The organism is Bradyrhizobium sp. STM 3562, assembly GCF_045571435.1.
Classification (GTDB): Bacteria; Pseudomonadota; Alphaproteobacteria; order Rhizobiales; family Xanthobacteraceae; genus Bradyrhizobium.
Genome location: NZ_CP120694.1, coordinates 8,225,618 through 8,238,320, shown reverse-complemented (window position 1 = coordinate 8,238,320; position 12,703 = coordinate 8,225,618). Strand labels below are relative to the sequence as shown.

At 62.9% G+C, this 12,703-nt stretch carries 13 protein-coding genes; 5 read left to right on the top strand and 8 right to left on the bottom strand.

Annotation, left to right across the window (positions count from 1 at the left end; translation table 11 throughout):
• The first annotated feature begins 56 nt into the window (after window positions 1-56).
• The 3 genes from P6U23_RS38070 to P6U23_RS38060 all read left to right on the top strand — a co-directional run bounded on the left by P6U23_RS38070 (window position 57) and on the right by P6U23_RS38060 (window position 1,693).
• Window positions 57-746 carry an RNA polymerase sigma factor gene (locus tag P6U23_RS38070; protein WP_407177405.1) on the top strand — a complete coding sequence of 230 codons (690 nt, stop codon included), beginning with the start codon at window positions 57-59 and terminating at the stop codon, window positions 744-746.
• A gap of 92 nt (window positions 747-838) precedes the next feature.
• Entirely contained in the window at window positions 839-1,360 is a 522-nt protein-coding gene (locus P6U23_RS38065; RefSeq protein ID WP_407177404.1) for a DUF4142 domain-containing protein, read from the top strand.
• A 9-nt stretch (window positions 1,361-1,369) separates the two neighbouring features.
• A complete protein-coding gene (locus P6U23_RS38060; protein WP_407177403.1) occupies window positions 1,370-1,693 on the top strand; it encodes a cupredoxin domain-containing protein in 324 nt (107 codons plus the stop codon).
• 116 nt (window positions 1,694-1,809) lie between these two features.
• On the opposite strand, the gene P6U23_RS38055 is transcribed toward P6U23_RS38060, so the two are convergent.
• From P6U23_RS38055 to P6U23_RS38040, 4 genes are all read right to left on the bottom strand, one after another.
• Window positions 1,810-3,141: an AAA-associated domain-containing protein gene (locus P6U23_RS38055; protein WP_407177402.1), complete on the bottom strand. Its 1,332-nt coding sequence runs from the start codon at window positions 3,139-3,141 to the stop codon at window positions 1,810-1,812.
• A gap of 15 nt (window positions 3,142-3,156) precedes the next feature.
• A complete protein-coding gene (locus P6U23_RS38050) occupies window positions 3,157-4,890 on the bottom strand; it encodes an ABC transporter permease (RefSeq protein WP_407177401.1) in 1,734 nt (577 codons plus the stop codon).
• Window positions 4,891-4,902: 12 nt separating this feature from the next.
• Window positions 4,903-6,960 carry a carbohydrate porin gene (locus tag P6U23_RS38045; RefSeq protein WP_407177400.1) on the bottom strand — a complete coding sequence of 686 codons (2,058 nt, stop codon included), beginning with the start codon at window positions 6,958-6,960 and terminating at the stop codon, window positions 4,903-4,905.
• A gap of 180 nt (window positions 6,961-7,140) precedes the next feature.
• Window positions 7,141-7,536, bottom strand: a complete 396-nt coding sequence (locus P6U23_RS38040) for a hypothetical protein (protein WP_407177399.1) — start codon at window positions 7,534-7,536, stop codon at window positions 7,141-7,143.
• Between the two features lie 325 nt (window positions 7,537-7,861).
• Between P6U23_RS38040 and P6U23_RS38035 the strand changes: the two genes are divergently transcribed.
• Window positions 7,862-8,128 (top strand): metal-sensing transcriptional repressor, encoded by a 267-nt coding sequence (locus P6U23_RS38035; RefSeq protein WP_407177398.1) that lies wholly within the window; start codon window positions 7,862-7,864, stop codon window positions 8,126-8,128.
• Between the two features lie 398 nt (window positions 8,129-8,526).
• Here the strand turns inward: P6U23_RS38035 and P6U23_RS38030 are convergent, their stop codons facing one another.
• The 4 genes from P6U23_RS38030 to P6U23_RS38015 form a co-directional block, all read right to left on the bottom strand.
• Window positions 8,527-8,895 (bottom strand): hypothetical protein, encoded by a 369-nt coding sequence (locus tag P6U23_RS38030; RefSeq protein ID WP_407177397.1) that lies wholly within the window; start codon window positions 8,893-8,895, stop codon window positions 8,527-8,529.
• 149 nt (window positions 8,896-9,044) lie between these two features.
• Window positions 9,045-10,343, bottom strand: a complete 1,299-nt coding sequence (gene dmeF / locus P6U23_RS38025) for a CDF family Co(II)/Ni(II) efflux transporter DmeF (RefSeq protein ID WP_407177396.1) — start codon at window positions 10,341-10,343, stop codon at window positions 9,045-9,047.
• Window positions 10,344-10,349: 6 nt separating this feature from the next.
• Window positions 10,350-10,628 carry a metal/formaldehyde-sensitive transcriptional repressor gene (locus tag P6U23_RS38020; protein WP_024509362.1) on the bottom strand — a complete coding sequence of 93 codons (279 nt, stop codon included), beginning with the start codon at window positions 10,626-10,628 and terminating at the stop codon, window positions 10,350-10,352.
• A gap of 114 nt (window positions 10,629-10,742) precedes the next feature.
• Window positions 10,743-11,555: a creatininase family protein gene (locus P6U23_RS38015; protein ID WP_407177395.1), complete on the bottom strand. Its 813-nt coding sequence runs from the start codon at window positions 11,553-11,555 to the stop codon at window positions 10,743-10,745.
• A 116-nt stretch (window positions 11,556-11,671) separates the two neighbouring features.
• Between P6U23_RS38015 and P6U23_RS38010 the strand changes: the two genes are divergently transcribed.
• Window positions 11,672-12,703: an ABC transporter substrate-binding protein gene (locus tag P6U23_RS38010; RefSeq protein ID WP_407177394.1), complete on the top strand. Its 1,032-nt coding sequence runs from the start codon at window positions 11,672-11,674 to the stop codon at window positions 12,701-12,703.

The following is a 12,703-nucleotide window of genomic DNA, read 5'->3' as shown; positions in this document are numbered from 1 at the left end:
ATTGGGAACCTTTCACCCCAAATTGCATCCAAGCCTTGAACATCAGGGAAACAGCCATGGCTTCGGCAACGCCGGTCAAGACTTTATCAAACTCGATCAGCGACAGTGACCTGGTCCGTCGCGCGCTGGCCCGCGACGAGGCGGCGGTTCGCGCGATCCTGCAGGCCAACAACCGCCGGCTGTTCCGCATCGCCCGCGGCATCCTGCGCAACGACAGCGAAGCCGAGGATGTGGTGCAGGAGACTTACCTCCGGGCCCTGACGCATCTGGACGGCTTTCGCGGCGATTCCAGCCTCTCGACCTGGCTGACGCGCATCGCCATGAACGAAGCGCTGGGCCGGCTGCGCGGCCAGCGTCCCTCGTTCGGCTGCACGCTGCCGGAGCACGAGCAGGAGGCCGAGATTATCCAGTTTCCCGCCGCATCCGCATCGAGCGATCCCGAAAAGTCCATGGCGCAACGCGAAATACAGCGGTTCGTCGAGCACGCCATCGACGAATTGCCCGAGCCATTTCGGCTCGTCTTCATCGCCCGGGTGATGGAGGAGATGAATGTCGAGGAGACTGCCGAACTGCTCGGGCTGAAACCCGAAACGGTGAAGACGCGGCTGCATCGCGCGCGCCTCATGCTGCGTGAGGATGTGGAGAGGAAGATCGGACCTGTCATCCTGGAAGCATTCCCGTTTGCAGGCCGCCGCTGTGAACGGCTCACGGAAGTGGTGCTGAAACGGCTTGGCTTGTCGACTTAGACCTCTCCGGGAACCTCGGCCGGATTCCGCCATCCAACTCCTGCGTAACCGTTCGACTGCCGGCCAGTGCCGGCGCAACAGGAGTGTGAGCCATGTTCGTCCGAATGAGTGCGGCCATCGCCGCCATTTGCTTCTTGAGCGGCGCGGCGCTCGCGCAAGGCGCGAAGCTGACCGATCCGCAAATCGCCCATATCGCCTACACGGCAGGCGAGATCGATATCAAGGCCGCCAAACAAGCCTTGGAGAAGGGCCACAGCAAGGAGGTAAAACAGTTCGCCCAGGATATGGTGCGCGATCATGAGGCCGTGAACAAGCAGGCGCTCGATCTGGTCAAGAAGCTGAAGGTGACGCCTGAAGACAATGACACCAGCCGCTCGCTGTCCAAGCAGGCCAATGAAAAATACGCCGAGCTCGGTAAGCTCAAAGGCGCCGCCTTCGACAAGGCCTATATCGAAAACGAGGTCGCCTACCACAAGACCGTGAACAATGCGCTGGAAACGCAGCTCATTCCCTCCGCCAATAATGCGGAGCTGAAGAACTTGCTGCAGACCGGTCTGAAGATCTTTCAGGGCCACGAGCAGCACGCCGAGCACGTCGAAGCGGACCTGAAGTAGGAGCGCGTGATGCTGTCACGATACTCCGCCGCCGTCCTCGGGGCGTTGTTGCTGGCGCCGGCACCGTGCGTGCCGGCAGCGGCGGCGACGATTCAAATCACGATGGAGAACCTGGAGATCGCGCCGGCGGTGGCCTCGGCCAAAGTCGGCGACACCATCGAATGGATCAACAAGGACGTCCTTGTCCATACCGCTACCGCACGCAACGGCGACTTTGACGTGACCCTGCCGCCGAAGAAGACGGCGAGTGTTGTCCTGAAGAAAGCGGGGACCGTCGATTATTATTGCCGCTATCACCCCAACATGAAAGCGACCCTCAAAGTTGAGCCTTGAATGCGCCCCTCCAAATTCGCGGAGCCTGTCGACGGTTCGGGCTCCGCGCGGACCCGTTGGCTCGCAGCTCAGGATGGCGGGTCAAACAAGCGAGGAGATGCCAATCGCAGACGACCTCAACCGCCACCCTCATCCGAGCCCGGATTCTCCAGGCTGAACGTTTCGGACTGCTCGTCGTAGGCGAACAGCTCGGCATAGCGGCCCCAGGAAACGATCGTCTTCAAGGTCTCGTCGGCATATTCCTCGGACATATAGTCCTCGAGCTCGTTGCGGAAGCGAGCGGCGGGCGCGGTGTGCGAGGGCCGTTCGTCGAGCACGCGCTTGATCAGTCCCATCACCGGCACGTAGGCAAGCAGATGTTCGGCGAACAGTTTCTTGCGCGCGTCGGTCTCGAGATTGGCAAAGCGCTTGCCGGCTTCGGTGAGGACGAGGTCGCCGTCGTGAAACAGGGCGAAGCGCAGCAGTTGCAGGGATTCGCCAAGATGCAGGATCTCGTCGGCCTCGAGCTGCAACTGGCCAGCCAGTACCGGCAGGTCGGCACGGCCGTAATAGGGTTCGGCGGCCAGCGCCTCGATCAGGCCCGACAGTACGTTCGAGGAGACATGGTCGAGCACCATGCCAACGGTCGGCCCCGGAATATTTTCGAATGTCGGTGGCGGGGTCGTGGGGCGCTGGGTCATGCGCGCATAGAGATTGTCGACGAGCTGCCGGAACGCCGGATCGAGCCTGTTGCGCGGATGCGGCAGGTCGACCTTGAACTCTGCGGCCACCCGGCCCGGGTTGGACGAAAACACCAGGATGCGGTCGCACATCAGCACCGCCTCCTCGATGTTGTGCGTCACCATCAATACCGATTTGATCGGCAGCCGGCCCTCGCTCCAGAGATCGACGAGGTCGGTGCGCAGCGTTTCCGCGGTCAGCACGTCGAGCGCCGAAAACGGCTCGTCCATCAACAAGAGGTCGGGATGGACGACCAGCGCCCGGGCAAAGCCGACGCGCTGGCGCATGCCGCCCGACAATTCCTTGGGAAAGGCGGACTCGAAGCCGTCCAGGCCGATCAGGTCGATCGCCGCCAGCGCCCGCTTGCGCCGCTCCGCGGCATCGATGCCGAGCGCCTCAAGTCCCAATTCCACATTCTGTAGCACCGTGAGCCAGGGAAACAGCGCGAACGACTGGAACACCATGGCCACCCCGTGCGGTGGACCGACGATGGTTTGGCCACGGCAAGATGCATTGCCCGAGGATGGCGCGATCAGGCCGGCGATGATGCGCAGCAGGGTCGATTTGCCGGAGCCCGAGCGGCCGAGCAGCCCGACGATCTCGCCGGAACGGATCGTGAGGTCGACATTGTCCAGCACACGTAGATCTTCGCCGCTGCCTTTCGGAAACACCCGGCTGACGCCGCGGATATCGATCAGGGTGGACTGCTGCTTTAACGTGTCGAGCATGAAGGTCCCTCATGGTCAGCCGAGGCGGAGCCGGCGCTCGCCGAAAGCATAGAGTGGGCGCCAGACCAGCCGGTTGAACAGCGTCACCAGAACGCACATGATGGTGATGCCGAGCACAACGCGCGGAAAGTCGCCGGCTTCCGTGGCCTTGGCGATATAGGCGCCGAGTCCCTTGGCAGACAGATGGGTGTCGCCCCAGCTCGCCACTTCCGCGACGATGGACGCGTTCCACGAGCCGCCGGAGGCGGTGATGGCGCCGGTGATGTAATAGGGGAAGATGCCGGGCAGGATCGCCTTGATCCACCAGCGCCAGCCCTTCAGGTGCAGGCTGGAAGCGGCCTCGCGCAAGTCGCTGGGGAAGGCGGTGGCTCCCGCGATCACGTTGAACAGGATGTACCACTGCGTGCCCAGGATCATCAGCGGGCTCAGCCAGACATTGGCGTTGAGCCGGTAATGCACGATCAGCAGCACGAACACCGGAAAGGCGAGGTTGGCCGGAAAGGCCGCCAGGAATTGCGCCAGCGGCTGCACCCGCTCGGCAAGTTTCGGCCGCAGCCCGATCCAGACCCCGACCGGCACCCAGATCAGCGTGGCCAGCGCGATCAGCACGGTCACGCGCAGAAGTGTAATAAGGCCATCTCCGATGGCGCCATAGACGTCTGACGGCTCCAGGCTGGCCGAGAGATAGGTGTAGGCGCGGTTCGCGGCGTAACCTGTGCCGATCCCGATCAGGAGAAACCAGAGCGCATCCACGAGGCGTGAGGGCGGGCCGCTCTTGACCGGCAAGCGGAAGCTCTTCGGCCACTCGATGTCGAGGTTTGAAAATGCGCGGTTCAGCCCGGCAAAGGGAAGGGTCAGAGCACGCAGCGCGCGGGTGCGGCGAAACAGATCGAGCATCCAGGAGGTCGGTGCATCGCCGGACGCGGTCTGCTCGAAGCGGAATTTGTCGGCCCAGGCCACGATCGGGCGGAACAGGAGCTGGTCATAGGCGATGATGACGAGCAGCATGGTCAGGATGGCATAACCGATCGCGGGCAGATCGCGCTTCTCGATCGCGAGCGCCACATAGGAGCCGACCCCGGGCAGGGTCACGGTGGTGTTGCCGACCGTGATCGCCTCCGAGGCCACCACGAAGAACCAGCCGCCCGACATCGACATCATGGCGTTCCAGATCAGGCCCGGCATGGCAAAGGGCACATCCAGCCGCCAGAACCGCTGCCAGCCGCTCAAGTGAAAGCTTTGCGAGGCCTCATCCAGGTCCTTCGGCACATTGCGCATCGACTGATACATGCTGAAGGTCATGTTCCAGGCCTGGCTGGTGAAGATCGCGAACACGCAGGCGAGCTCGGCACCCAGCACCTTTCCCGGGAACAGATTGAGGAAGAACACCACAGTGAACGTGAGAAAGCCGAGAATCGGCACCGATTGCAGGATGTCCAAAAGCGGGATCAGCACCATCTCGGCGCGCCGGCTCTTGGCGGCGATCGCCGCATAGACGAACGTGAACACGATCGAGCAGGCCATCGCCAGCAGCATGCGCATGGTGGTGCGCAGCGCATAGAACGGCAGATGTACCGGATCGAGTGTGACCGGAGCGGTATCTAACGCCGACAAGGGCAGCGTGGTCTGCTCACCGCCATAAACGATCAGCACCATGGCGCCGATCACCAGGATCAGGGCCACGACGTCCCAGATATTGGGCCGTGGCGCCTGTGTGAGCACGGCGATGCGGAGATCCTGCAGCGTCATCGGACGAGACCCCTAGAATTCGCCGTGCAGACGGCAGGAGAAGATCGAAACCGGCCCGCGGTCAGCGTTGTAGGCGGGGTTGGCGATGAACTGGTAGTCGGCGGTCACGGTGAAATTCTTGGTCACCTGGTAGGCGTAGTAGGCCTCGAGAATCTGCTCGGGGCTGTAGTTCAGGCGGCCGTCGCCGATCAACAGGCCAAGGCCGCCCGCGGCGAGAAAATCGCGATGCGCGGCGGAAAGCCCGTTGATCGCCCCGCCCACACCGACGGTGTCGTTGTCGCGCCCCCAATAGCTGCCCTTGATGGAGACGCCGCCCGACAGGCTGCGATCGACGTCGGTGAAGGACAGGATTTCGTTCTGGCCGTCGTTCCAGCTCACGCGCGCGAACAGGCCGATGTCCTTCATGACCTGCTGCTCGAGATTGGCATAGAAGCCGTATTTCGGATTGACGTGACGAATGCTCGCCATCACATCGTTGATGTCCTGGCTCGGATCCGTGGCCTCGATCGCCAGCGCCTGGCGATAATTGCCGGTCACGCCCTGATTGCCGAAGGCGCCGAGCCGCAGCTTGCCGGGCTGCTCGAAGATGGTGTGGCGCTCTTCGAACTCGACCACCGCGCCGCCGGTCTTGAAGGTCAGGGTGTCGCTGTTCGGCTGCGACGGCACTTCGAGCACGGCCCCACGTACCGCCCAATCCTTGCGGTTGAGTTCGACCATGGCGCCGCGCGTATAGCCGGGCAGATCGGCGGGGAAATCGTAAGCGGCCGATTCCCACAGCGCCCAATTCATGAAGTCGGCGCGCGGATCGTGGGCATAGGCGTTGTTGTCGAAGAAATCGCCGACCGCAAAGCGGCCGACCACGACGGTGACACGATCGATGTCGCGCTTGCCGGGAAGCTGATTGGGGCCGTCGGCGACGTCCTCCTGCTCGCCACCGAGGCCAAAGGTCTGCTTGAAATAATAGCGCTGTGGCCGGATTTTCGGGAACGCCGCGCCGGCCTTCTGCGCCTCGCCGTTCGGAAAGCCGGCGAGGCCGAGCGTGCCGTTGAGGCCAAAACCCTGCGCCAGTTCCGGGTTGAAATAGAACTCGCCGCCGTCCCACAGGCGCACGCCGAGGAAGGCGGCGGTGGTCCATGTTGCCTGGAGTTGGCCGCTGCCGGGAAGGCTGTTCGCTCCCGCATAGGGCGAGCGGAACGACGGATAGCCCTGCGGCAGGAAGGTGGTCTGCGCGTGAACATTCCAATCGTTCGACTCGGGCAAAGCCGGCTTTGCATCCGCCAAGGCGGTCGGGCTGAAGAGCTTGTCGCCGAACTGGTAGTTGAGCCCGATCTTGGCGAGATGGATGCGGGGATCGACGGTGACGCCGGGCAGCGCAAAGCTGCTGAGGTCATAGGTCTGGAGCGCCAGCTCGATATAGTCATATTCGAGTTTGGCGGTCCAATTGCCGCTGACGGCGAATTCGAGGCCAAGGCCTGCGGTCCAGCCGGGCTGATAATGGCCGGGTGAGGAGATGATGCTGCTGGTGTTCGCCGGATCCTGATTGATGTTGATGTGGGTATGCCCCCAGGCGAAGCCGCCGGTGACAAACGGCATCCAGCGTCCGAAGGCGTAGCCGATGCGGCCCCGCAGCGTGCCGACATAATCGAGGGTCGTCTTGAACGGGGCGGGCGTCAGTGCCGGCTCATCGACCGGACTGGTAAAGGAGGCATCCGCCTCGATGCCGAGCACGAGATGGTTCGCCAGCTCGCGATTGTAGCCGATCTGATAGCCGCCGATCAGGCCGGTGGGGCTGTGCGGAAAGAAGATGCCTTGCAGCGGCAGCGGATTGGTGCCGGGGCCAAGGCTCGCGCCGCCATAGCCGAAATGCCCGCCGACATAAAAGCCGGTCCAGTCGTACACGGCCTTGAGCGCGGGCGCCTTCAGCGGCAAGTCCGCCGCGAGCGCCGGCGTGCCGAGTGCGAACAGCCCCAGGGCGAGCAACGACGTCGACGACCGGGCGCGGCATTTCGCGCTGCGCGCCACGGCTTGTGCGGCCAGTGCGATCGTCCATTGCGTCATGAGCCCCAACATTCAATGCCCGTGATAGCCCAGGAAACCCGAACCCGCCGGCCCCGGCATCCATTCAGAATGCGATCGCAGCATGCGCGATTCATTGCCCGGCCTTATTGCAAATCATTCGCAACTAGAGCTTATTGGAAGCTGCTCTCGATGGGAAGGAGAGGTGTCGGATGAGTCGCTAGATCGCATCCTCTAGTGACGCACGTGCAACACAACGCGATGGTCCGGACGCGCCCTCGACCCGTACGAAGGTTCGCCCGTATCCAACGCGGTGTCCCGATAGCGCAGGGCCGCTCCGAGAGGCAGCCTGAGATAAGACAGTCGCAAGACAGTCTTGTGAATGCCTGACTCGCCCGCCGCTGCAAACTGCAACGAAGGATTGGGCTCGTCAGCGCTTTCCAGCTCCCAGCGACAGGTTGGCCGGTTGGTGCCTTCGCCGAGCGCCCAACGGCAAATCAGCCGCGGGGCGCGGGCCCGGCGCGCCGTGCTTTGGCGGGTGCCGCGGCGGTTGTCGTTGGCCGGTACGAGCACGTCCAGCGCGAGGCGCCGGGATCCCAGCATTCGGAATTTGGTGACCCTCTCGAACATCGCTCACCTCCATAACCGCGGCCGGCGCGGCAGGGGGAGCGGCAAGGCGGTCAATTAAAAGCGACCACCACCCCTCGCGCGGCTGCCGCCGTCGCGGTCGATCTCATGTTGTGGCGGCAACGCGGCTGCGATTGAAGCAATCGGGCTGGCGCTGCCGAAGCGGGTACTGCCCATGGTCTCTTCATTAGGGTTGAAATGCGGCGGCGGGCATTCGCTGCGAGCAGCCGCAACCGGCACATAGGCCCGGTCCCGGCGCGAGTCAAGCTTCCACCGCTATCCTACGGGCAGGATCGCTGTTATCCTCAGGGGAGGATAGGAGACGTCAATGCCGGACCAGCCGCATGCCGCGATCGCCCGCCGCCTGAGGCGCGCCCATGGTCACCTCGAGAGCATCATCGAGATGATCGAACAGGGGCGACCCTGCGCCCAGATCGCGCAGCAATTGCAGGCCGTCGAAGGCGCGATCGACAACGCCAAGAAGGCGCTGATCCACGATCACATCAGTCACAGCCTCGAAGGGACGTTGAAGGCATCGGGGGCAAAGGGGCAGGCGGCACTGAAGGAATTCAGGCAGATCGCAAAATATCTTTAGGGTCCCGCGTCAGGGCGGATGCTCGAGCTGGTCCTGGATCGACGGGGTGCCCGTAACCTTCACCTTTGGTCTGATCGTCTTGGCAGGGAACTTACATCAGTAAAAGGGGTTTACGGTTTCGCGGGATTTGTTGGGACCTCGCTGCGACGCGGAGGAAAACCAATGAAGCCAATGAAGGTCGTACCGTCCTCATCCGGCGAGGTGTATCTGGTACTCGCCGTCGTCAGCACCGTTTTAATGGGCGAGATGGCTATTTTCGCGCTGCTGCGCGCGGGCTGAGGTCGGAAGAGGGCCGTTGGGGCACTCTCGCTGCGAGCGAATCCTTCGCTCCAGCGCATGCGAGCATCATCGCGGAAAGATATCCGCTCCATTGCGTGCGGGGTGAGAGCAGGGCACCGCTACGAGGTCGAGCTGGGCGGGCTCGTCAGCGGCCGCAGCTTCGAACGACGGCGCCAGCACTGGAAATTGATGATGCTGCCGACAATGACCATCGGTGCCACCGCAACAATCGCCATCAGCGGCGACAGCGGCTTCGGCGAAATGAGTTCAAGGACCATCTCGGACACCATCCAAAGCGTCGCGAAGACCACGGCGAAATCGATCCTCGGAACACGAAGCCAATACAGGAGGGCCGAAACGGCGGTGGCCGGCGCAATGGCAGCGCCGATCATGTAGACGTTCAGCTCCGGCGGAGTGGCGGCGTCAATCACCATGGACGCGAGAAGCCAAAGGCTTGCGAACATTGCGATCACGTCGAAACGTTTCACGCGATTCTCCGGTGCGACAACTTGGCACACGAAACACGCCGGTCGTCCCTCTCGTCAAGGGTCAACGCCGCAGTGCAGCGGATTTTCTTCGGTCTTAAGCGCGAATATCTCTCCTCAAAGCCTGAGGAGCGTCCGCCGCTGGCGTGTGGTCAGCCCCGCGCGGGCGGCGCGTGCTGGACCTCAACCGTGACGTGCGAGAGGTCGGTAAAGCGCGCCAGGCGCCGGCGATAATGCGCGGCTTCGCGCGACTTACTAGTCGCCACACTCACGATGGCGCCGAGATGTCCGGGCCCGAGCCGCCACAGATGCAGGTCGGTGACCTGGTCCCCCTCGCTCTCGACCGCCTGGCGAACCTTCTCGGCGATCCCTGGATCCGGCAAGCGATCAAGCAGAATGCCGCCCGTGTCGCGCAACAGGCCGATCGACCAGTTCGCGATCACCAGCGCACCGATGAGGCCGGCGATCGGATCCATCCAGGCCCAGCCGAAGCCGCGCGCCAGCAGCAGGCCGGCAATCACCAGCACGGAGACGGCGGCGTCGGCCATCACATGGACGATGGCCGCGCGCATGTTGTTGTCGCGCCGATGGGCCGCGTCGTGGTCGTGGCCGTGCTCGTGCTCCTCGAACCGAACCTCGTGCCGCCACTGCCGTCCCGCCTCAAGCAACGACACCTGGCAGACAAAAGCATGCGGCTCCGGAATTTCGTCGCGCGATTCCAGATACCTGCCTTGGTCCGCGAAGGCGAAGAGCTGGCGGCTGCCATCGGGCCGCACGGTTTCAATGGCGAAATCGGATGCCGCTGGCAGCGCGCCGGCTTCCGCGATGATGCGAAAGCGCGGCGGAGAGCCGTCCTCACAGATCTCGATGGCGAGTTCGCGTGTGCCGAACGTCACGAGCTGCGGCGCGTCGTCATGGTTTTGCTCATGGTGATGAGCATGTCCGCGCCCCTCACGATGGTGATGCCCATGATGATGGCCGTGGCTATGCCCGCCCGACAGCAGCCACGCGCTTGCAATGTTGACGATCAACCCCAGGACCGCGATCGGGATCGCCTCGTCGAAATGGATCTGCACCGGGTGGAGCAGGCGTTCCACCGCCTCATACCCGATCAGGAGCGCGATCATCGCCAGCACGATCGCGCTGGTATAGCCCGCGAGATCGCCGAATTTACCGGTGCCGAAAGTAAAGCTGCGGTCGTAAGCGTATTTGCGGGCATAGGTGTAGGCGAGCGCGGCGAGCAGCAGTGCGCCGGCATGCGTCGACATGTGCAGACCGTCGGCGATCAGTGCCAGCGAGCCGAACAGCGCGCCGCCGATGATTTCGGCGACCATCATCACACTGCATAGAACGATCACAGCCCAGGTGCGGCGCTCCGCCCTGTCATGGTCTCGGCCCAGGAAGACGTGTTCGTGTCGGGCAAGCTGGAACGCGTGGTCGACCTCCGCCATCGTCACTCACCTCAAATAGGTGTGAACGACATCGATGAGCTGCTCGGCCGCATCGGCGTTCAATGCGCCCGGATTCTTTTGGGGATCGACCAGATGGGTGCGCACATGGTCCTCGACCACCTCGGCCATCAGGCCAGCGACGCTGCCGCGGATGCCCGCGATCATGTGCATGATCCGGCCGCACTCCATCTCGTCGTTGAGCGCGCGCTCGAGCGCCTCGACCTGGCCGCGAATGCGGCCCACGCGTGCCAGCAGCTTTTTCTTCTCTTTGATCGTGTGCGTCATGCTAGCCTCATAGGGTACCCCCCTATGCTATGTCAAGGTGGATCGACAAAAGACCCCACCCCTCCCCCCCCGGGGGCGCCCGGTCGGGACGTCGCAACGTGCGATCGGATGGAATTAGCCCCGGGGGCCCTTCGATAATGTCTTCACGTCGAATTTATCGACATCCTGGAGCAGTTCGACGAACGCGCGCGAGCCGTGCTCGATCAGGCGCTCGCCTTTCTCCGCCGAGCCTTGCGTCGCATCGCCGACCGCGCCGCTTGGATGCAGGTCCTGCGTCTGCCAGGCGAACGGTGCCGGCCGTTGCGCCGAAAGCCAGCGATATCGCTTGTCCATGTCGATGCTGGCGGAGCGGAAATTGGCGATTTTGTCGATGCGCACATGCTCGGCAAACCGTGCCAGCATGATGGACGTTTCCACCGCGCCGCCGTGAATGCCGTGGCGTAGCTCTTCATCGGAGAACAGCCCCTGCGGCGCACCGAAGCGTGACCACGAGGTGGTGACCACCAGCAGGCCGTGCGCGGCGCGCAGCTCCTGCGCGACCAGCATCATGGCCGCGCTGTTGCCGCCATGGCTGGTGACGATCACAAGCTTTTTCACGCCGGCTCGCGCGACGCTCTCGCCCAGCGCCGTCCACTGCCGCAGCGCGGTTTCTGCCGACAAGGATAGCGTCCCCGGGAAGTCGATATGTTCGGTCGAGATCCCGACCGGCTGCACGGGCAGGAATGTGACCGGAAGATCGGCCGGCAGCAGCTCGCGCACGCGCGAGAGATAGACTTGCGCGATCATCACGTCGGTGCCAAGCGGCAGGTGCGGACCATGCTGCTCGGTCCCGGCGAGCGGCAGCACCGCTATCCAGCGGGCAGGCTCGGCGGCGTCGATCTCGGGCCAGCTTATGTCGGCCCAGTCGCGGGGCGGGGTGGCATTCATCGCGCGAAAGGTTTCATTCGGAGCATTTGCAAGCTAGTTTAGCTTCCATTCCGGAATGCTGTAAGCATCCGAAAGACCTCCCAATCATGGGCCAGAATGATCAACGGAGTCCAACCATGAACCCGGCTCTTTTGCGGCGAGCGTTAACCGGCCTCGCCGCGGCGTGGCTGATGACCTCACCCGCATCCGCCCAATCCAAGCCGGACGGGCAACTGGATAAGGTCTCCTTCGGAACCAACTGGGTCGCCGAAGCCGAGCATGGCGGCTTTTTCCAGGCGGTTGCAGATGGCACCTATAAGAAATACGGCCTCGACGTCACCATCGTGCCGGGCGGGCCGAATACCAATAACCGCATGCTGGAGATCGCGGGCAAGATCGATTTCTTCATGGCAGCGAACACGCTGATGTCGTTCGATGCAGTCGCCAACAACGTGCCTGTCGTGGCGGTGGCCGCGATGTTCCAGAAGGACCCGCAGGTGCTTCTCGCTCATCCCGAGACCAAGGCGACCAAGCTCGAAGATTTGAAGCCGCTGACCCTGTTCGTGTCCAAGGAAGGGATGACAAGCTACTTCCAGTGGCTGAAATCGGAGTATGGTTTTAACGAAAAGAACGTGCGTCCCTATACCTTCAATCCACAGCCCTTCATCGCCTCGGCGCAAAGCGCGATGCAGGGCTATGTCAGCTCCGAGCCGTTCGCGGTCGAAAAGGCCGCCGGCTTCAAGCCCACGATCTTCCTGCTCGCCGATTACGGCTATAGCAGCTATTCGACCCTCATTGAGGCCCGGCGCGACCTGATCGAGAAGAAGCCCGATCTGGTGCAGCGTTTCGTCGATGCCTCCATCATCGGCTGGTACAATTATATCTACGGCGATAATTCGGCCGGCAATGCGCTGATCAAGAAAGTCAACCCGGAAATGACCGACGAACTGCTCGCCAATTCCGTGAGCAAGATGAGGGAATACGGCATCGTCGATTCCGGCGACTCCTTGAAGAACGGCATCGGCGCCATGAGCGACGAGCGCATGACCAGCTTTTTTCAGAAGATGGTGAAGGCGGGCGTCGTGCGCCCCGACCTCGACTATCGCAAATCCTACACGCTTCGCTTCGTCAACAAGGGCGTTGGCCTGGATTTGCGGGCAAAGAACTGA